Source organism: Streptomyces sp. NPDC002730 (assembly GCF_042888805.1).
GTDB lineage: Bacteria > Actinomycetota > Actinomycetes > Streptomycetales > Streptomycetaceae > Streptomyces.
Map to the genome: position 1 here is coordinate 43,462 of NZ_JBIAQG010000012.1, position 19,890 is coordinate 63,351.

Consider the following 19,890-nt stretch of genomic DNA (forward strand, 5'->3'; position numbering starts at 1 on the left):
CGAGCCACTATGAGCGTCCGATGTGCCACCGTCGGCCTCCTTCGTGGAATGTGCTGGGAAGCCCTGCGGTTGGCGGGCCTTCCAGAACCGTGACAGGCAGCGCTGGAGCACCGCTTGACCCGTCGTCCAACTTCGCCCGCGGGGAAAGGAATTCATCGAGGTCCACGGCGCGGAACCGGTCGACGCCCGCGCTGCGCCACGCCACATCATCCCGCACGGGCCGCGTCCGGTCGTGGAAGTAGACGGCTTCAAGACCGCCACCGGGCACAGTGGCGAGCAGAGGGTTGGCCACCAGGAAATCGCGTACTCCCGCACTGTCCCGCGCGATGTGCAACCACGTCCCGAGATGGCGTACGGGGGTGGGCGCGGGCACGATCTCGGCGTTCAGCCGCATCTTGTACTGGACGATCGGGCGGGACAGGAACGGAGCGCCGCCGGAGAGGTCGACCGCGGCGACGCCGTGCCGCCACGCCCAGTCGAAGACGAAGTACTCGGCGGCGATGAGGGCGCCCGCCCTGCGCAGCTCGGGGTCGGCGTCGAGCACTCCGGTGAGCCGGAAGCGCAGGGTGCGCCGTCGTGCGTCCCAGCGGCACAGTGCTCCCGCGATGCGCTCTCCGCCGGGGCCGCCGGCCCGTACGAAGAAGAGATGGCCCTGGCGCAGCAGGCACTCCCGCATCACGGTCGGGTCCTCGCTGACGGCGTAGGGGCCGTACCGGTCGCGCACGGTCGGCAGCAGCATCCGCTGGTGGAAGAAGTCGAGGTCTTCCTGGGTTCCGGCGTGTTCCCAACTCCAGCCTCCCACGCGCTGGTTGCGCCGGAATCTGTCCAGATTCCGGCGGCTGCGGCCGGCCAGCACGGTTGCCAGGTCGCCCCGGATCGGCACGATCTGGTGGACGCGGGCCGGCAGCAGCAGCGAGCGGTCGCCGGGCAGTGCGGCCAGCCGGCGGGCCGATGCGGTGACCATGACCAGCTCGGGTCCGGCGGCGGCCGGGGAGCCGGGGCTGCCGCTGTGGCACTCGATCTGGGCAAGCAGCCCTTTGCCGATCTCCTGCGGGCCGGTGTACGAGACGCTGGGTCCGCCGCCCGCGCCGTGGGTGTGCACGGACCTGCGGGGCAGGGCGGCGCGCAACTCGCCTTCGTACAGCCGCCGCAGCTGGGCCACGGCGGGCTCGGCGCTGTGCCGCCAGCCGTAGTCGGCCCGGGCGCGCAGCGTGCGGATCATCGGGTGCTCCCATCCGGTGCGGTCAGGACGAGGGAGGAGTTGTTTCCGGCGAAACCGAAGCTGTTGACGAGGCAGCTTCGGGGCGCGCCGGGCAGCTCACGGGGCGTGGTCAGCAGGCATAGCGACCGGCCGGCCACTTCCGGGGTGTCGAGGCCGGGCGTGCCGGGGGCCGTGCCGGTGCGCAGATAGCCCAGGGCAGCGGCGATTCCGGGGGCGGACGAGGCGTGCATGAGGTGGCCGATGCCGCCCTTGTGGCCGCTGACGGGAACGGCCTCCCAACCGCGTGGAGCGCCCACGGCCTCCAGCGCGGCCAGTTCTACGGTGTCGCCCTGGACGGTTCCGGTGGCGTGGGCGTGGATGTAGCCGACGCGGTCGAGTCCGGCGTCGTCCAGGGCTGCACGGACGCAGTCGCTGATGGCTTCCTCGTCCGAGGCGGCCGGGCTGCGGCCGTTCACCCGGGCGGCGGCGCCGGCGAGAACGGCCTGTGGTCGCACTCCGCGCCGATCGGCGGCCGCCGCGGTCTCCAGCAGGAGCGCTCCGGCGCCTTCGCCGAGGCTGGTGCCGTCGCGGGCGGTGTCGAAGGGGCGGGCGCCGGTGGGGCTGAGCGCCCCGGTGATGGCCATGCCCGCGTATTCGTAGGCGTTGAGTACGCAGGTGCCGACGACGAGCGCGGTCGTGCCGCAGCCGGAGCGCAGCCAGGTGCGCGCGTAGTCGAGGGCGAAGGAGACGGAGGCACAGGCCTGGGAGAGATAGACGGTCTCGGCGCGCGGGGAGATGCCGGGCAGGTCTGCGGGCGAGGGGCCGGCAAGCTCGTCCCGTCCCCAGCGTGGCGCCGCGCCTTCCCGCGCGCCTTCCCTCGCGTCGTCGGCCTGCGGCGCCTGACCGACCGTCACCACCAGGGTGCCGGGGCCGAGTTCGGCCAGAGCGGCCTCGCGCATCGCCTGGCCGGTGGCGACCCGGGCCAGGACGCTGCGGCGGGAGCCACGCCGCTCGCCGCTCGCCGCGCCGTCCGCCATGGCGACCGGCGCGGTCACATTGCGCTCGAAACCCGCGGCGGCCAGGGCGGCGTGCGGGCGCAGCGCCCGGGATCCGGCCAGCAGTCCGCTCCAGTAGGCGCCGGTGCCGTCGCCGTAGGCGGTGATCAGGCCCATGCCGGTGATGACAGTGTCGGGTGTGGTTCGTGGGGCCATCAGCGCGCTCCTCCCGAAGTGGCTGCAAGCCGGCGCAGCCGCTGCCGGTCGGCCTTGCCGCCGGGCAGCCTCGGCAGGGCGCCGACCTGGATGACGCGGGGCCTCAGCAGCGGCGGCAGACCCTGATAACAGCGGGTGCGCAGCGCCCGTTCGCTCGGCGGACGCCCGGGGTCGGCCGCCTCGACGAAGGCGAACACCGAGTCGCCGTGGGCTTTCTGCGTGGGCACTCCGACCACCACGGCGTCGGCGACCGCCTCGTCCGCGCGCAGTACGTCCTCGATGGTGGCCGGTGCGTGGTTCTCGCCGAGCACGATGATGATGTCCTTGAGCCGGCCCAGCACGCTGAGGTAGCCGTCCGGGTCGAGCGCGCCGGTGTCCCCGGTGCGCAGCCAGCCGTCACCGGACAGCGCGTCCCCGGTCGCGTCCGGGCGGCCGAGATACCCGGTCATCAGTCCTGGTCCGCGTACCAGGACTTCGCCGGTGTCGGGGGCGATACGTACGTCGGTGCCGGGCAGGGGCCTGCCGACCGTGCCCGTACGGGAGTGCGCGGCCGAGGACAGAGCCACGTTGGGGCCCGCCTCGGTGAGTCCGTAGCCGTCGTGCACGGGTGCTCCGACGACGTCGAGGAAGTGCGCGGCGACGGTGGCGGGCAGGACGGCGCCACCGCAGCCCCGTACGGTCAGCGCCCTTAGCCCTGCGCGCAGTACGGGGTCGGACTCGGCGGCCTTGGCGAGCAGCGTGTAGAGGAAGGGCACACCGTCCAGCGAGGTCGTACGGCGGCCTTTCACATCGGCGGCGACCGCCTCCGGACGCAGCACGGTGTGCAGATTGAGCTCACCGCCGAACCGGCGCCAGATGCCGAACACACTGAATCCGTAGGCGTGGTTGAGCGGCAGCGGCAGCAGCAGCGCGTCGTCGCCGTCGTCGATGCCGAGATGGCGGGCGGTGGCCTCGGCCTGGTAGTCGAGTGCGGACCGGGACAGGGCGACCGCTTTGGCGGTGCCCGAACTGCCGGAGGTCCAGAACACCGCGCCGGTGCCGGGGGCCGGTGGTTCCAGGGGCCGGCGGGGCGTCGCCGTGACGACGGGGGCGAGCTCACCCGCGTTCGGGGCTGCGACGGCAACGACCTGCGGTGGCCAATGCTGTACGGCGGCCGAGTGGCCGCGCAGGAAGAGGGGCACGTGCAGCCGCTCGGCGGCGAGCGCCGTGACGATCACGGCGGGGCCGGTCGTCGCGTCGACTCCCACGGCCAGGGGCGGGCGGCCGGTCGCGGGCCCGAGTTCACGGCTCAGGGCCTTGGCGGTCCGCTCGACCGCGGTGGCCAGCGCGGTGGGGGTGATGAGGTCCCCGTCGATGACAAGGGAACCCGGAGCTGCGTTCATATCAGGTCTCCCGCGCCTTCTCCGCCGGTCAGGAACAGCCGCCTGACGCCGGGCGGCACATCGTCGTCGGGCACCTTGATACGTACGAGGGCGATACACCCCGACGCGGCGGCAGCCCGGGCCCGGCGGAGCGCGGCGGGGATGGCGTCTGCGCCGTCCGGCGACTCGACCTGCCCGCCTAGGCCGCGTACCACGTCGTCGACGGGCAGTGGTCTGGCGAACCGGGTCAGCCCCGTGGGCGCGTCCAGTTCGTGGCGCAGCAGCCGGGGCCAGCCGTAGCCCTGGTTGTCGAATACGACCAGGACGAGGCCGAGGCCGAGTTCGGCCGCGGTGGGCAGGGCGTCCAGGCCCATCTCGGCCCCTCCGTCGCCGCACACCACGACGGTCGGGCGGCCCGCTGCGGCAAGAGCGACTCCCGGCGCGGCGGCGGTGCCGAAGCCGAGCATCGTCTGCTCGCCGGGTACCACGGTCCGGGCATGCGGCCCGACCCGGTGGACCGGCCAGTGGTACGACCAGATGTCGTTCATGCCGTTGTCGTGGACGGTGGTGGCTTCCGGGAAGATCTCGGCGAGGGCGTGCAGCGCGGTACGGGCGGGCGAGTCGGCCCGGTCGCCGTCGGCGGACCAGCTCAGCTGTGCCGTTCGGCGGGCGTGTGCCGCGGTCTGAAGCCACTCCTCCCGTTCCCGGGTGCGCTGCGGCAGCAGCCCGGCGAGCAGCGCCACGGTGGCGGCCCCGTCTCCGAGCAGCGCGGCGGCGGGCTCCACCACGCCCGCGCCGAACGCCGCCGGGTCGCTGTCGATCTGCACCAGCCGGACCGACTCCAGGGTGTCCCAGCCCATGCGGGCGGTCTCCTCGAGCCGGCTGCCCACGGCGAGCACCGTGTCCGCGCCGCACTGGACGGTCTCCAGCGGCGGCGTCGCGTACAGACCGACCGAGCCGCAGACCAGCGGGTGGTCCTCGGGGACGGTGGAGCGGCCCGCCGCGGTCGTCATCACCGGCGCTCCCCAGCGCTCGGCCAGCGCGAGGGCAGCGGGTCCCGCCGCCGCCGCGCGGGCGCCGCCGCCGAGGAGCAGCAGCGGGCGTTCGGCCACGGCCAGAATCCCGGCGGCGCGCCGCAGTTCGGCCTCCTCCGGTACGGAGCGCAGCCGCCGTACGGGCCCGTTGCCCGGCGGCACATCGGCGGGGATCGCGGCCTCGGTCACTTCGTGGCCGACCTCGACGACGCTCACCCCGGGCCGCCCATTGACCGACATATGGACGGCTCTGCGCAGCGCCCAGGCCAGCGTCCCCGGGTCCTGGACCCGCAGATACGTCGTGGTGAACGCGGCGGCCAGGGCCGCCTGGTCGACGTCCTGGAAGCCGCCGCGGCCCAGCCCCTCGGCGGGGATGCGCGTGGTCACCACGACCACCGGCGCGCACAGTGAGTCGGCTTCGACCAAGGCGGTGACGGCGTCGCCGAACGGCGGTCCCGCGCCGAGGGCCAGCACCACGGGCCGGCCGGTGACCACGGCATGGCCGATCGCCATGCAGGCTCCGGCGCGGTGGGCACGTACCCCTACGGCGCGCAGCTTGGGGTGCGCGTCGGCCGCGTCCAGCAGTCCCGGTTCGTCGGTGGGCAGTCCGAAGACGGTCTCGCAGCCCGCGTCGGCGAGGCAGTCGGCCGCCTGCTGCCAGGCGGAGGGGATGCCGCTCATGCCCCTGCCCCCTCGCCCCGTGCGGCGCGCAGCAGCACGCTGTCGAGGGCGTTGACGTCGAGGTTTTCGGCGAGGGTGCATACGCCGGTCGTGGCCGCGCCGCTCCGCCCGATGAGCCCGGCGACCGCCACCACGCTTTCCTGGCCAGCGAGTTGACCGTGGACCACCTCGCAGACCACCGCGGCGGGCACGCTGCCGCTGCGCACGGCGGCCGTCGCCCAGCGCAGCGCGCCCGCGCCCGCCCCGCCGGGCGTCACCAGGGCGTAGCACGGCGCGGCCCACCCCTGGTCGACGGTGAACCGGCCCAGCAGCAGCGAGGGTTCGAGCGCCAGGGACACCGAGGGCCGCAGCCGCCGTGCGGTGTCCTCGCACTTCGTCACATATTCGGCGACGGCACGCAGGCAGTGGTCGGTCGCGGCGAGCACGATGGGCGCAGCGCGCGGCGGCGGATCCGACTCGGCCACCAGAGCGGCAAGGACACGCGTGACGAGTTGTACGGTCCCCGGTCCCGGCCTCCCCGCGCCCGCCACCAGCGTCCGCGCAAACCCCGCCTGCGCGCCCGTGTAGGTGCCGTACACCTGGGTCGCGACGCTCACCGCAGCGGTCCGGTGATGACGGACTGCCGCAGGCCTGCCTCCGCCGACAGCAGCAGCGGCCGGCCGATCAGCCGCCCGTCGCGCCGGATGCTGCTGGCGTGCACGCCGTAGCCGCCGAACGGCTGGTTGCCGTCCTCCGCGTCCAGTGTGGTGGCGTTGCGGCTGATGACGCCGGTGCCCAGGGTCTCGCCCGTCAGCCGGGGCTCGCCCAGCGCCGAGACATACATGCCCCGCTCCAGCTCCTCGGGGCTGCGGGCCCACTCGCGGAGCATCTCCGGGTCCTCGTACGGCACGATGCAGAAGACCGGCGAGAAGAGCTCCGGCGGGTGGAAGTCCACGCCTTCCGGGAACACCAGCAGCGAGGGTTCGACCAGCATCCGCTCCAGGTCCACCTCGCCGCCGCTGACCACGTGGTCGGCGTTCTCGGCGAGGAACTCCGCCGCGCCTTCGGCGGCGTCGTCGTAGACCAGCGGGGTCAGTACGGTGTCGGGCCAGCTGCGCGCGCCCACCGTGAGTACGGACAGCTCGGCGCGCAGCTGCTCGACGATCGCGTCGAGCCGCAGCCGGTGCACGAAGATGACATCCGGGCACAGGCAGTCCTGGCCGGAGTTGTACAGCCGGGCGCGCAGGATGGCTCGGCAGGCGGCACCCGGGTCCGTGCGCGGGCCGACGATCAGGGGGTTGGGCCCGGAGCCCATGACGAGGAACAGCGGCCGGTCGCCGACGGACTTCATCACGGCATGGGCGTTGGACGGCTGACCGGTGAAGACCACCGCGTCGGACCCCGAGCAGATCGGCTTGAACTGCCGCTGGGAGACGTCGACCATCTTGATGCGCTGGGCGAGATCCGGGTCGAGACGGCTGCTGATCAGCTTGTGCACGGCATACGCGGTGTCCCGGATACGCGTCGAGGGACGGATGATCACCTCGTCGCAGTAGAGCGCGGGGATCAGGCCGAACAGGGCGTACGAGTAGAGGATGTTGTTCGACGGCAGGAACACCGAGAGCCGCGACAGCTGGGGCGGGCAGTTGCGGGCCAGCTCCCAGGGCGCGCCGGTCAACGCCCCTACAGAACGCAGTAGTTCATCGCGGGCACTGCTGTAGGTGGCGACCCGCGTCAGCACCGACAGCAGGTCCGCGCGGCAGGTCAACAGGGCGGAGGCGGACCTCATCGCCTTCTCGTGCGCGGCTTCGAGGTTGGGCCAGGTGCGGGTGAACGACTCCAGAACGGGCATGGACGGATGGCTCATCGAGCTGTCTCCTCGCGGCACAGGGATGTCGGGGCGGGACCGACGGGAACCGGTGACGGCCGGAGGGTCTCCAGTGGTTCTCGAGACCGTCCGACTAACTTTCCTGCGGCTCTTCGCACGAGAGCCCGGAACTCAGCCCGGCGCAGCGATGAATGACAGAATAAACAGAAGAAGGAATACGTGTCCAGAAGGAAGAAGGAGAAGGAGCGGGGCGGAGAATTACTCTCGAAAGAAATAGAAATGCGCTCGATTCCCGCTCGCACCGCGCTTCCCGGAGTTGAACTCTACGGCCTGCAGAGGGTCGTCTTCGTCGACAGCGAGAACCGCATCCCCGGCACCAGGGCCGACCTCGCGGAGCCGGTCGCCGGCACCCTGCGCGGCGAGTTCGTCCGCTGAGCGCAGCGGCGAGTGAGGAGAGGGCCATGACCAGCACGGCGTCCGCGCCGAGAGGCACCGATCACCCGTGGTTCCGGGACACCGACCGTCCTGATCCGGCGTCCTTGCGGCGGCTGTCCGCCGCCGAGACGCATGAACTGCTGCACCGGGAGCTGGCGGGGCTGAGTGTGCCGCTCGACGGCCCGCTGCCGGCGCAGCCGTTCGTGGTGCCGCAGCAGTCGTACGAGGAGCTGTTCGACATCGCCCGTACGCTGCTGGCTCTGGTACGCCGGGCGGTCCTCGCCCTCGACGGCGGCTGGCCGGGCCGTATCGAGGCGCTCGGCGCGGATCCGGACGACTATCCGCTGTTGTCCGGGCAGGACAACACCGAGACCGCGTACTGCTCCATGATGGCCCGCCCGGACATCGTCATCGGCGAAAACGGCCCGCAGCTACTGGAGTTCAACGTCAGCGGCACCTTCGGGGGACCGAACGAGACCCATGGTCTGACCGAGGTCTGGCAGCACACCCACCGTGAACTCTTCTTCGGATATGACCCGCTGGAGACCCGGGTGCGGGCATTCGAGGACGTGTGCGCGAGCCGCCGGCTGCCCAGGGCGATCGCGATCATCGGAAGTCTCGGGGATCTGCTCGACACTGCCGACATCCGCTTCCAGGAACGCGAACTGGAGCAGTTCCGCCGCCGCGGCTTCACCGCCGACTTCTTCGAGCCCGGCCGGCTGCCGGAGGCGCTCGGCCGCCCCGGCAGCCTGCGCTACCCACTCGGACTGCGCAACTTCGCCCCGGCCGACTGGAGAGAAAGCGGCATCGGCATCGATCCGGTGCGGATCGCGCAGCGCTCCGGGCTGCTGCTGCTTCCGCCGCAGAGCAGCGGTCTGCTCGCCAACAAGAAGGCCCTCGCGCTGGTCTCGGAGGGCCACCCCTGGATGACCCGCGCCGAACGCCGACTCGCCGAACGGCATCTTCCCTGGACCCGAATCACCCTCCCCGGCCGCACCCGCTGGCACGGTCAGGAACACGAGCTGCCACCACTGCTCCTGGCCCAGCAGGAGCGGTTCGTCCTGAAGAAGGCCATCGGCATGACGGGCCGCGAGGTCCTCGTCGGCCGGCACGCCGAGCCCGCCGACTGGCGGCAAGCGGTCGAGTCGGCCTTCGCCGCCGGCGACAGCATCGTCCAGGAGTACGTCGAGCCCGCCACCTGCGCTCTCGAACTCACCGACGGCACCAGCACGTTCACCGCCCAGGTCGCACCCGTCCTCAGCCCGATGCTCTTCGGCGACCGGCCCGGCGGATGCTGGGCACGCTACTACGCGACGCCGAAACCCGACGCAGGCGGAGTGGTGAGTGTCAGCGCCTACGGGGCCTCCGAGAACGCCGTGCTCACCTGGGGCTGAGGCTTCGCCTCCAGTTGTCCTCAAGACCGTCCCGCTAACGTGCAGCGGCCGTCCGCATCGTTCAACAGGAGCGCCACTATGCGTGAGTCACTGCGGAACTGGCCGCTGCTCCGACTGGCCCTGTCCCTGTTCGCCCTGCGACTCGGCGCCACCATGACGGCCGTCGGACTGCCCCTGCTGGTGCTCAAGCAGTACGGGTCAGGGCTCCAGGCGGCGCTCACGCTCGCTCTGGAGCTGCTGCCGAATGTGCTGTTCGGGGCCGTGGTCGGAGATCTGGTCGACCGCGCGGACCCACGCCGGTATGCGATGGGCGGCGCGCTGGGCGGCGCCCTGGTGATCCCGCTGCTGCCGGCCGCGGGCGAGCTGTGGCAGGTCCAGGTGCTGGCCGTCGCCTCCGGCATCGCGTACGCCTTCGGGGTGCCGGCCCGGATGTCCCTGCGCACCGTGGCCGTCCCCGCCGGGTCCGAGCTGCGCGGCAACGCGCTGCTGGTGTCGGCGGGGCGGCTGCCGAATCTGATCGGGCCCGCGGTCGCCGGTGTGCTGGTGCCCTTCGGGCTGTCCCTGCTGTTCTTCACGGACGCGGCCTTCGCCCTGATCGCGGCCCTGCTGCTGATCGGCATGCCCGCACCCGCACCCGTGCCCCCGGACGAGCGGGCGACTGCCGTGGCCGCGCCGCCGGGGCGGGCCGCACTGCTGGCCGTCACCCTGCGCCGGATGTTCGTCGACAATGTGCGGGAATTGACGCGGATCGTCACCAAGGACCGCTTCCTGGCGGTGATGACGCTCACCTCCTTCACATACATGTTCGGCTTCGGAATCAGCAAACTGTTCCTCCCGCTCTATGCCCTCCACCATTACTCCGGCATTCCCGGGATGTTCGGTTATCTCTCCGCCGGAATAGGTCTCGGGGCCTCGCTCGGAGGATTTCTCGCCGCCGCGTTCGGCCGCTACCGGCAGGGCGCTGTCTATATGACGGTGAATGTGGTCGAGGGAGTCTGCTGGCTGACGCTTCCGGCGCTGGACCATCCGGCGCCTGCGATCGTCGTTCTGGTACTGGCGGGGGCTTTCGAGGCAGTCGGCACGGTGGTCTTCTACGCCGAGGTGCAGAGCCGGCTCGCGGCCCGGATGACCGGACGCTACTTCGCCCTTCTCGTCCCGCTGTGCGATGCCTTCCTGGTGCTCGGCGTCTGGGTCTCGGGAGCGCTGGCGGGCTTCGGCGAGCTGGGTCTGGCCGCGCTGATCGCGTTCGTCATGGCAGGTCCCGCGCTGATGCTCGCGCCCGGCCTGCTGAGCGGCCGGGCACGTGAGCCGGAGCCGGAGCCCGCAGCTGCCGTCACAGCCGAGGAGCGATAGCCGATGGACGCCGAACCGTACGGTCTGCAACGGGAGATGCTGCTGCGCGCTCAGTTCGGGGCCGACGGCCATCCGGTTGTGCACCGCTATCCGCCGGTGCATGAACTCCTGCTGCTGCGCGGCCCGTTGGACACCGCATTGCTGGGCCGTGCCGTGCGTCGGGCCACGGAGGGTGTGGATGTGCTGCGCGGGCGGCTGCGCGCTCGCGGTGACGGCACGGTGTGCTGGGTGCCGGACCGGGGCCGCCCGCCGGCCCGTCTGAAGGAGATCGAGCCGGGACCGGCGCGCCAGGTGATCCGGGCTTCGCTGCGGGAGGCCGCCGAGGCGTCGTTCCATCTCCAGGACGATCCGGCCGCGCGCTTCCTGCTCGCCCGCACCGGCCCCGACGAGCATCTGCTGCTGATCGCCCTCGACCACTCATGCGCCGACGGACGGACCCTGGTACTGATCATTCGTCATCTGCTGTACCACTACGCAGTATTGGCGGGAGAGACCGTCCACGCGCCGGCGTCGTTCCCTTCGTTCCACGCCTTCGCCGGGCAGTTCGGCGAATCCGCCGAGCGGACGGCCGCCCGGGCGTACTGGCAGAGGGCGCTCGACCGGGCGGCGGACGGACACCGACGGCCGCGCTTCCCCGGTGCCAAGGACAGCGAGGTCACCTCGTACAGCACCGACGCCGCCGCACAGCTGGCCCTCGGCGACGAGGACCTCGCCGTCCTCAACCGGCTTGCGCAAGCGGTGGGCAGCGACCGCCACCGGCTACTGCTTGGGGCGACCCAGCTGGTCCTCTCCGCCTGGAGCGACGAAGCCGAGCCGCTGTTCGTGCCCTTCAACTACTTCCGCAACGGCCGCCACCGGCGCGACCGGCTCAATGTCCCCGGCCCGCTCGCCGAGCATGCCGTCACCGTCCCTCCACAGCAGGAGCCACGTCTGCTCGGCGACTGGCTGGCGGGCTTCGTCCGCGCCAATGCCGCAGCGCCGCCCTTCCACGGCCTGTCGCTGCGGGAGCTGGAGACACCGGCCACCGAGGACAGCCGGATCGCCGTCTTCAACTTCCTTCCGCCGCTCGGCCGGCTGACCGCCGCCGGGCTCCGCGTCCTGCCCTGCCCGCCCGAACTGTCCGCGGAGATGGAGCCCGAGGACCAGACCGCGCGCTTCGCGCTGCGCGTCCGGCTGGTCCAGGACATGGACGCCCCGCTGATCTTCCGTATCGAGCACGACCCGCGTGTTCTGCCGGACGGCACACCGTTCCTCGACGCCGCTCTCGGCGTGGTGCGGGCCGCGGACCAGCGGCCCGGCCGGCCGCTCGCCGAGGCGTACCGGAAGCTCCGACAGCACTGGACATGAATCTGCGCCGCTCGCCCCCACCTCTTCCTCTTCTTCCTTCCTCAGCAGAGTCAGGAGTCAGCCGGACATGAACAGCACTGAGACAACCGACCGGTTTCAGCATGCCGATACGGCAGTGGTCCCCGCCCTGTCCCGGTACTGGGAGACGGTGGGCCGGGCTGTCCGGGCCATGCATGAACACAGGTCCCTGCCCGGCGACTTCACCCCCGGCGCCGAGCTGCCGCCGCTCGACGGCGCGGTGCTGCGCTACCTCGAAGCCTCCGAGGCCGCCGTTGTACGGCTTCCCGACTACTGCGGCACCCGGATGCGACTGCTGGATCTGCGCCGCAATCCCGGTACCCGTACCACCAAGACCTTCGGTTCTCTGCTGATGGTGGCCAGGGCCGTGGCGTACATCCGGCGTACCGGCGAGCCCGTCACCCTTCTCACCCCCTCGTCCGGCAACAAGGCCACCGCGCTGCGCGACGCCGTGCTGCGCGCGCACCGGGCCGGCCTCGCGGACCGGGACCAGCTGCGGATCGTGAGCGTCGTGCCGGAGCGTTCCCGCGTCAAACTGTGGGACTCGCCGCTCAGCTCCGACCCCGAACTGCGCCGCCGCAACCCCGTGGTGACCTACCCGGGACCGGACCCCGCGGGAGTCAAGGAGCTCGCCCGCAGCTACTACGACGAGAACGCGGACATGCTGCGCACCCGGTACGGCAGCGCCCTGTGGTACACCCTCGACATCGCCAATTACCAGGCCGCGGACACGGTCAGAGCGCTGATGGAGGAGGAGCTACTGCCCCCGCCGCCGGCCGGCGGTCGCCTGCACGCGCACGCTGTGTCCAGCGCCTTCGGTCTGCTCGGCCACCACTACGGGATGTCGTTCACCGGTGGCGGCCAAGAGCGGGTACCTCCGCGCTACTTCCTCGTACAGCACCTCAACACCCCTGACATGGTCCTGGATCTGCTGCACGGGGATCCCTCCCACGACCGGATGCCCCGCTACACCCTGGAGGCGGCCACCGGGCTGTACCACCAGAGCACCGACCCGCACTTCCCGCGCACCACCCACCATCCCGACGAGGTCATCGACCCGACCTTCTACACCCGTACGCCCATGACCAGCCAGGTGATGACGCCGCTGATCCGGGCGAACGGCGGCGGGGGCGTCGTCGTCTCGCTGCACGAGTGCATGACCCGCTACCCCCAGATCCGCGAGATGCTGCGGCCGGCCGGGGTCGAGCTCCCGCACGATCCGCGCATGCTGCGCGAGTGGTCGCTCGTCATGGCCTTCACGGGTGTGATGGAGGCCGTCGACCGCGGGCTGCTGACCGAGCCGGAAGTGCTCGTACACGGCTCGGGGTCGTACGCGGAGACGGACTTCTCGTCGATATCCGCCCAGCGGCTGCACAGGGCGGAGCACCCCGCCGAGCTGCATCCTGTCGTGGCCCGCGCCATGGGGCCCGCGTTGTCGCACCGGGGGCGGCGGCCATGACCGGTACCGCGTCCCTGCGGACGGGCGGCTCCCATCCGTGGTTCCTGGACGACGAGCGGCCCGCACCTTCCGCTCTGCGGACGGCGTCGCCGAGTGAGGTGACCGCGCTGCTGCGGGAGGAGCTGGCGGGGCTGAGCGTGTCGCTTCCGGGACCTTGGGTGCCGGCGCAGCCGTTCGTACTGCCACGGCAGTCCTACGACGAGCTGTTCGACATCGCCCGTACGCTGCTGGCCCTGGTACGCCGGGCTGTCCTCGCCCTCGGTACCGGATGGCCCGCCCGTGCGGAGGCGCTCGGCGCGGATCCGCACGACTATCCGCTGTTGTCCGGGCAGGACAACACCGAGACCGCGTACTGCTCCATGATGGCCCGCCCGGACATCGTCATCGGCGAAAACGGTCCGCAGCTACTGGAGTTCAACGTCAGCGGCACCTTCGGCGGCCCCAATGAGTCCCACGGTCTGACCGAGGTCTGGCAGCACACGCATCGCGAACGCTTCTTCGGACACGATCCGCTCGCCACCAGGGTGCGCGCCTTCGAGGACGTGTGCGCGAGCCGTCGGCTGCCCAGGGCGATCGCGATCATCGGAAGTCTCGGCGATCTCGAGGGCGACGACGCCGACATCCGCTTCCAGGAACGCGAACTGGAGCAGTTCCGCCGCCGCGGCTTCACCGCCGACTTCCTCGAACCCGACCGGCTGCCCGAGGCACTCGGCCGCCCCGGCAATCTGCGCTATCCACTCGGCCTGCGCAACTTCGCCCCGGCCGACTGGCGCGAACGCGGTCAGAGTCTGCGACCTGTGCATGACGCCCAGCGCGCGGGGCTGCTTCTCCTGCCACCGCAGAGCAGCGGGCTGCTCGCCAACAAGAAGGCCCTCGCGCTGGTCTCGGAGGGCCGCCCCTGGATGACCCGCGCCGAACGCCGACTCGCCGAACGGCATCTTCCCTGGACCCGTATCACCCTCCCCGGGCGCACCCGCTGGGAGGGGCAGGAACATGAACTCCTGGAGCTTCTGCTCGTCCGGCGGGAACGGTTCGTCCTCAAGAAGGCCATCGGCATGATGGGCCGCGAGGTCCTCGTCGGCCGCTACACCGAGCCCGCCGACTGGCGAGAGGCGGTCGAGTCGGCCTTCGCCGCCGGCGACAGCATCGTCCAGGAGTACGTCGAGCCCGCCACCTGCGCTCTCGAACTCACCGACGGCACCAGCACGTTCACCGCCCAGGTCGCACCCGTCCTCAGCCCGATGCTCTTCGGCGACCGGCCCGGCGGATGCTGGGCACGCTTCCTCACCGACGGCGCCAGTGGGTCCGCATCCCGCGGTGTGATCAGCGTCGGCGGGGCCGGCGCATCGGAGAACGCCGTGCTCACCTGGGCCGGTCCGACCGCGCGCCCTGCCGCCGGTACCGAGGAGGAGGGCCGGTGATCCGACGACAGAACCCGCAAACGCTCGTCGTCGTCGGCACGGGCTCGCTCGCCCGCGCCGTCTGTGTGGCACTGGCCCGCACCCCCGCGGCGCAGGGCCCCGGCCAGGTGCATGTCCTTGGCCGCGACAGCCGGCGTGCCTCCTCGGTCTGCTGTCTGGCGCGCGCCGAGGCGGCACTCTGCCGGGTGCCGCGCCGGTTCGTCCCCGGTGAGCTGGACTCCGACGACGCGGTTCTGAGGGAGCGGCTGGCGGCGGTGGGGCCGGGCACAGTGCTTGTGTGCGCCTCGTGGCACTCGCCGTGGGAGCGAGACCGTACGCCGTCCGCCTGGACGAGGGTGCTGGACCGCTGCGGCTTCGCCGCGACCCTGCCGCTCCAGGCGGCCGTCGCCCTGCGCGTCGGCCGCGCACTCCAACAGGTGGACTCCCAGGCCCAGTTGGTCAACGCCTGCTATCCGGACGCGGTCAATCCGCTGCTGTACCGGCTCGGACTTCCGGTCGTGTGCGGGGTGGGCAACGGAACGCTGATCACCACTTCGGTGCAGACGGCGCTCGGCCCGGCGGCCCGGCGGGGCCTGCGGGTGCTGGCCCACCACCGCCATCTGCACCGGCCCGATCACCCGGACGACGAGGCCAGGGTCTGGCTCGGCAACCATGAACTGGGCGGTGTCGGACACCTCCTGGCCCAGCAGCGCGGCGTACCGCGCCAGGCACTCAACCCGGTCACAGCGCACACGGTGGCCCGCTTGCTCACGGCGCTGCACGGCGGCCCCGAACTGCGCACCGCCGTGCCGGGACCGCAGGGGCTGCCCGGCGGATATCCCGCGCGGGTCTCGCGACGGCGGGTCGAACTCGATCTGCCTGCCGGTCTCACGCTGAGCGAGGCCGTCGCCTACAACGAACGGCTCTCCTTCGCCGAGGGGGTGCGTATCGCCCCGGACGGGGATGTGCAGTTCGCGCCCTCCGTCCAGGACGCGCTCCGGCCCCATCTGCCCCAGTTGTGCGAGGGCTTCCGCGCGAAGGACACCGCCCGGGCGGCGGCACAGATGTGGCAGGCGGCGCAGATGCTGCGGCGACGGGAGGATCCGGCCGATGCCGTGTACGCACGGAGTGCCGCGAACGGCGATGAGGGGTGACGCGGATGGAGAACGGGCTGCTGGAGGGCCGGCGGATTCTGGTGACGGGCGTGCTCAACCGCTTCTCGCCGGCCTTCCACACCGCCGCGCTCGCTCAGACCGAGGGGGCCACGGTGGTGCTCTCGGCTCCGGGGACCACAGCCGGCCACACCGCTCGTACGGCCACGCGGCTGCCTGCTCCGGCCCCGGTCGTGGAGCTGGATGTGACGTCCACCGACGATCTGGCAGCGGTGCCGGACCGGCTCCGCAGCCATGTGGACGGGCTCGACGGCATGCTGCACGCGATCGCGTACGCGCCCTGCGGAGGCGATGGGCGGCGGCTTCCTCACCGCCGGCTGGCCGCAGGTGGCGCAGGCATTGCAGATCTCCACGTACTCGCTGCAGTCACTGACCGTGGCCTGTCTTCCGCTGCTCGGCCAGGGCTCGTCCGTCGTCGGGCTGGACTTCGACGTGTCCGTGACCTGGCCCGACTACGACTGGATGGGCGTCGCCAAGGCCGCCCTTGAGACGGCCCGCTATCTGGCGCGGGACCTCGGCCCGGCCGGCGTCACCGTGAATCTGGTGGCGTCGGGCCCGGTCCGTACGCTCGCGGCCCGGGGAATTCCCGGAGCCGAGTCGTTCGAGGCGCTGTGGGCGAAGCGCGCCCCGCTCGGCTGGGACTCGTCCGACCCGGAGCCGGTGGCCCGGGCGTGCGTCGCGCTGCTCTCCGACTGGTTCCCCCGCACCACTGGGGAGATCGTGCATGTGGACGGCGGCTTGCATGCCACCGGGACGTGAGCTGTCAGCGCGCCCGCAAGGCGCGCTCGATGCCTGCGCCGGCTCCCGCGCCCACTCCCACCCGGACGGGCTCGGACGAGACCTCCAGGTCGAGTGAGGATTCCAGCATCGCGCGCTGCAGATGCTGGAGCCGGGGGGACGGGTCGAGGCCCAGCTCATGAGAGAGGACCGAACGCAGCCGCTGGTACACCTCGAGCGCGTTGCCGCGCCGTCCGGAGCGGTACAGCGCGAGCATCAGCTGCCCCTGGGTGTCCTCGTGCATCGGATGCTGGGCGGCGAGTCCGGACAGCTCACCCACGAGTTCGTGGTGGCGTCCGAGCCGCAGATCGGCCTCGATGCGCTGGTTGAGGATGCTCAGGCGCGACTCCTCGAGCCGGGTCGCCTCGATCTCCAGCAGCGGTCCGCACTGTACGTCGACGAGTGCGGGGCCGCGCCACAGGGCGAGTGCCCGGCGGAAGGAGTCGGACGCCACCGGGCAGTTGCCGCTCTCCAGGGCGCGATGCCCGGTCCCGGCGAGCCGTTCGTACTCGGAGACATCGACCACGCCGCCCTGGGTGTCGAGCAGATAGCCGCCCGACTCCGTGACGAGGATGCTCTTGGCGCCGTTCGGCAGCTCGGGCCGGCGGGCCCCGCCGAGTGCGGCGGCTATGAGGTTGCGTAGCTGAAGAATGTAAGTCTGCAAGGTGGTCTGGACGCTGCGTGGCGGGGCTTCGCCCCACAGCTCCTCCACCAGCGAGCCCACCGAGACCACTTGGTCCGGGTGCATGGCGAGCAGGGCGAGGACCTTGCGTGGTTTGACTGCAGTGGGGACGACAGAGACTCCCGACTGGATGACCCGGCAGGGCCCCAGCACGCTGATGTCCATATCCGCTACTCCCTTCGAGGCGTTGAAGCTCAGGCGATCGGATGTGGTGCGAGATGGCGCAGTTGTGCCGCGAGCAAGGTGGGCAGCTCGGCGTCACGGACGAAGAAGTGACCGCCCGGGACCGTCCGCAGATCGAAGGCGGCGCTGGTGTAGCGGCTCCATGCGGCGACCGCCGGAGCGGTCGCGACCAGGTCTTCGGCACCCGCGAAGGCATACAGCGGGCTTGGCAGGCGTTCGCCGGCCCCGTCCCGCAGGCTCCGTGCGAGCTGGAGATCGTCACGCATGGTGGAGAGCAGGATGCTCAGCCACTTGGGCCGCTCGAAAAGATAGGGCGGCAGGGTGCCGTACCGCGCGAGCGCGGCCAGCAGTCCCTCGTCGGGCAGATCCGACTGCTCGACGAGCGGGGTGGGCAGATGGGGCGCGGCACAGGCGCCGACGCCGACCAGCAGTGGCGGCCGCTGCCCGGCCCGGACCCGGTGGAGTGCGAACCGGTAGGCGACCAGGGCGCCGAGACTGTGCCCGTAGAAGGCGTGCGGCACATCGAGCAACGGGCCCAGATATGTGTCGAGTTCGACGAGCAGCTGTCCGGAGTCGGTGATGCGCGGCTCCCGCAGTCTGGTCTCCCGGCCCGGCAGCCGTACGGGAAGGACCTGCACGTCCGCCGGGAAACGGGCACGCCAGCGGGCGAACGTCAGAGCCCCGGCGCCCGCATGATGGAAGCAGAACAGCCGGAGCGCCGGGTCCGGCAACTCCGAGATTCCGGGCGACACCGCGAGATAGTGGTTCACGCCGCCTCCTCACACCGCACCGGTTTCGACTACGCGGGTCCCGATCGTCACGACCACCACTGGAAGGCGGCTTGATCAGAGCTGGAGTGAGGTGGAGCGGGTTCACCGGGGTACGGCGTCAGCCGGTGAGAACGCCGGCACCACCCGGGCGGCAAGAGCCGCTCCACACTTCCATGGCTTCCTCACCGCGGAGGATTGCCTGGTGAAGCCGCTGAATTCGGGGAGAAGGCTCAAGGCCCAGTTCCTCGATCAGGGTTTCGCGAAGGCGCTTGTAGGCGATCAGTGCGTCGGACGACCTGCCGTCCGCGCAGTAGGCGAGCATCTGCAGCGCCCGCAGACTCTCGTGCAAGGGGTGGCGTTCGCACAGCGCGCACAACTCACCGAGCACTTCCCGGTGCCTGCCGAGCCGTACATCCGCGCCGATGCGTCGCTCCAGCGCACCGAGGCGGCTCTCCTGCAGGCGGGTCACCTCGATACCCAGATGCCGCCCGTGGGGTACGTCGGCCAGCGCCGGGCCGCGCCACAGCTCAAGAGCCGCGGTGAGACTGCCCGATGCGGCAGCCATGTCGCCGACTTCGAAGGCCGTGTGGCCGGCACAGGTGAGCCTGTCGAACTCCAGGGCATCGATATCGGCGGGATCCGTGTCGAGCAGATAGCCGCCGTGCCGTGTCACCAGCACGTTCTTGTCCCAGACCCCCGTCGTTTCGGGAATCGCGGCACGCAGTCTGCGGCGCAGTTGCAGGATGTACGTCTGCAGCGTGGTGGGCGCGCTGCGCGGCGGGCCCGCGCCCCAGAGCTCTTCCATGAGGACAGGGACCGGCACGATGTGCTGCGCGTTGAGGGCGAGAAGAGCCAGGATCTGCCGCGGTTTTGAGGCGCTGGGAAGCACCGACACTCCCGCGGCCTCGCCGCAGAGAGTTCCCAGTACTTCGACGCGCACTCGGCGCCCCCTGTTCGGCATGGCCTTTTCCTCACCCCGTCGGACAGCTCCTCTGTGGCGAGAAGCTGATTCACGGAGGGTCCCATGCAGCACATGTGCAGAAACAGTGACCAGCTCATAACCCATGCATGGAGATCACCTGGAACGGGCCTATGAAATCTTCACATCCAGGGAGATGACGCCTCCACTGTTCGATTCAAGTCACCCGACAGCACACTGCTCTCGTATGCGCAGCCGAACATCCGCAGGGGAAACATCCGCCCGGCACCGTTCACATCACGATGGGAGCACGATGATGTCTGGTTACGCGTCCAGCGGAACCGCAGCTCAAGGGGCCTGCACCACCTCCGTGGAACACGACTGGCGTTTCGCCGAACTCGTCGCCCGGAGCTTTCTGCAGCCGGAACTCGCCCTGCGGTACGCGCTGGAGCCGCGCAATGTTCTCGCCGAATTCGGCATTCCGATGACACCGGAAAGCACCGTCCCCGCGCTGCCGGCGGAGGCCGACATCGAAGTCACGATCACCAACCTCAGCTCCTCGGGGGAACCGGACGCCGCGCACTCCGTTCGTGGGGCGGTACGTGCCTGCATCTGCTTCACCGAGCAGCCCTACCCCCCTGGGCCGGCAGCCCGACAGGGCGCCGTCGACACCCTGCCCGTGTGAG

General features: G+C 71.2%; 17 protein-coding genes and 1 pseudogene. 9 read left to right on the forward strand and 9 right to left on the reverse strand.

The window, feature by feature from the left end:
• Positions 1–7 precede the first annotated feature (7 nt).
• Genes ACFYXH_RS28535 through ACFYXH_RS28560 form a run of 6 tightly spaced genes read right to left on the reverse strand, consistent with a single transcriptional unit; the run spans position 8 to position 7,334 of the window.
• Positions 8–1,222 (reverse strand): hypothetical protein, encoded by a 1,215-nt coding sequence (locus tag ACFYXH_RS28535; RefSeq protein WP_389568676.1) that lies wholly within the window; start codon positions 1,220–1,222, stop codon positions 8–10.
• Positions 1,219–2,412, reverse strand: a complete 1,194-nt coding sequence (locus ACFYXH_RS28540) for a beta-ketoacyl synthase N-terminal-like domain-containing protein (protein ID WP_389568679.1) — start codon at positions 2,410–2,412, stop codon at positions 1,219–1,221. Before ACFYXH_RS28540 ends, ACFYXH_RS28535 begins: the two co-directional genes overlap by 4 nt.
• Positions 2,412–3,794: a class I adenylate-forming enzyme family protein gene (locus tag ACFYXH_RS28545; RefSeq protein WP_389568682.1), complete on the reverse strand. Its 1,383-nt coding sequence runs from the start codon at positions 3,792–3,794 to the stop codon at positions 2,412–2,414. The genes ACFYXH_RS28540 and ACFYXH_RS28545 overlap by 1 nt, the downstream gene beginning before the upstream one ends.
• Positions 3,791–5,488 carry a thiamine pyrophosphate-binding protein gene (locus tag ACFYXH_RS28550; protein WP_389568685.1) on the reverse strand — a complete coding sequence of 566 codons (1,698 nt, stop codon included), beginning with the start codon at positions 5,486–5,488 and terminating at the stop codon, positions 3,791–3,793. Before ACFYXH_RS28550 ends, ACFYXH_RS28545 begins: the two co-directional genes overlap by 4 nt.
• Positions 5,485–6,084 (reverse strand): hypothetical protein, encoded by a 600-nt coding sequence (locus tag ACFYXH_RS28555; RefSeq protein ID WP_389568688.1) that lies wholly within the window; start codon positions 6,082–6,084, stop codon positions 5,485–5,487. Before ACFYXH_RS28555 ends, ACFYXH_RS28550 begins: the two co-directional genes overlap by 4 nt.
• A complete protein-coding gene (locus ACFYXH_RS28560; RefSeq protein WP_389568690.1) occupies positions 6,081–7,334 on the reverse strand; it encodes an aldehyde dehydrogenase family protein in 1,254 nt (417 codons plus the stop codon). Before ACFYXH_RS28560 ends, ACFYXH_RS28555 begins: the two co-directional genes overlap by 4 nt.
• 240 nt (positions 7,335–7,574) lie before the next feature.
• Here ACFYXH_RS28560 and ACFYXH_RS28565 point away from each other — a divergent pair, with 240 nt between their 5' ends.
• The 8 genes and pseudogenes from ACFYXH_RS28565 to fabI all read left to right on the forward strand — a co-directional run bounded on the left by ACFYXH_RS28565 (position 7,575) and on the right by fabI (position 16,632).
• Positions 7,575–7,730 (forward strand): hypothetical protein, encoded by a 156-nt coding sequence (locus ACFYXH_RS28565; RefSeq protein WP_389568693.1) that lies wholly within the window; start codon positions 7,575–7,577, stop codon positions 7,728–7,730.
• A 26-nt stretch (positions 7,731–7,756) separates the two neighbouring features.
• The gene (locus tag ACFYXH_RS28570) at positions 7,757–9,124 is read left to right on the forward strand and encodes a hypothetical protein (RefSeq protein ID WP_389568696.1); all 1,368 of its coding nucleotides are present in this window, start codon (positions 7,757–7,759) and stop codon (positions 9,122–9,124) included.
• 78 nt (positions 9,125–9,202) lie between these two features.
• Positions 9,203–10,477, forward strand: coding sequence for an MFS transporter (locus ACFYXH_RS28575; RefSeq protein ID WP_389568699.1), 1,275 nt, complete (start codon positions 9,203–9,205; stop codon positions 10,475–10,477).
• 3 nt (positions 10,478–10,480) lie between these two features.
• Positions 10,481–11,824 carry a condensation domain-containing protein gene (locus ACFYXH_RS28580; protein ID WP_389568702.1) on the forward strand — a complete coding sequence of 448 codons (1,344 nt, stop codon included), beginning with the start codon at positions 10,481–10,483 and terminating at the stop codon, positions 11,822–11,824.
• Positions 11,825–11,891: 67 nt separating this feature from the next.
• Entirely contained in the window at positions 11,892–13,301 is a 1,410-nt protein-coding gene (locus ACFYXH_RS28585) for a DUF6002 family protein (RefSeq protein ID WP_389568705.1), read from the forward strand.
• Complete coding sequence (locus tag ACFYXH_RS28590; RefSeq protein WP_389568708.1) at positions 13,298–14,722, forward strand: hypothetical protein; 1,425 nt, start codon at positions 13,298–13,300, stop codon at positions 14,720–14,722. The genes ACFYXH_RS28585 and ACFYXH_RS28590 overlap by 4 nt, the downstream gene beginning before the upstream one ends.
• Positions 14,719–15,855 (forward strand): hypothetical protein, encoded by a 1,137-nt coding sequence (locus ACFYXH_RS28595; protein ID WP_389568710.1) that lies wholly within the window; start codon positions 14,719–14,721, stop codon positions 15,853–15,855. Before ACFYXH_RS28590 ends, ACFYXH_RS28595 begins: the two co-directional genes overlap by 4 nt.
• Before the next feature lie 5 nt (positions 15,856–15,860).
• A pseudogene (gene fabI, locus ACFYXH_RS28600) lies at positions 15,861–16,632 on the forward strand (enoyl-ACP reductase FabI).
• A 4-nt stretch (positions 16,633–16,636) separates the two neighbouring features.
• Here the strand turns inward: fabI and ACFYXH_RS28605 are convergent.
• From ACFYXH_RS28605 to ACFYXH_RS28615, 3 genes are all read right to left on the reverse strand, one after another.
• Complete coding sequence (locus ACFYXH_RS28605; RefSeq protein ID WP_389568713.1) at positions 16,637–17,497, reverse strand: BTAD domain-containing putative transcriptional regulator; 861 nt, start codon at positions 17,495–17,497, stop codon at positions 16,637–16,639.
• 29 nt (positions 17,498–17,526) lie between these two features.
• Positions 17,527–18,285 carry a thioesterase II family protein gene (locus tag ACFYXH_RS28610; protein WP_389568715.1) on the reverse strand — a complete coding sequence of 253 codons (759 nt, stop codon included), beginning with the start codon at positions 18,283–18,285 and terminating at the stop codon, positions 17,527–17,529.
• A 118-nt stretch (positions 18,286–18,403) separates the two neighbouring features.
• Positions 18,404–19,225 carry a BTAD domain-containing putative transcriptional regulator gene (locus ACFYXH_RS28615; protein WP_389569295.1) on the reverse strand — a complete coding sequence of 274 codons (822 nt, stop codon included), beginning with the start codon at positions 19,223–19,225 and terminating at the stop codon, positions 18,404–18,406.
• A 295-nt stretch (positions 19,226–19,520) separates the two neighbouring features.
• Here ACFYXH_RS28615 and ACFYXH_RS28620 point away from each other — a divergent pair, with 295 nt between their 5' ends.
• Positions 19,521–19,889 carry a hypothetical protein gene (locus ACFYXH_RS28620; protein WP_389568717.1) on the forward strand — a complete coding sequence of 123 codons (369 nt, stop codon included), beginning with the start codon at positions 19,521–19,523 and terminating at the stop codon, positions 19,887–19,889.
• Position 19,890: the final 1 nt, after the last annotated feature.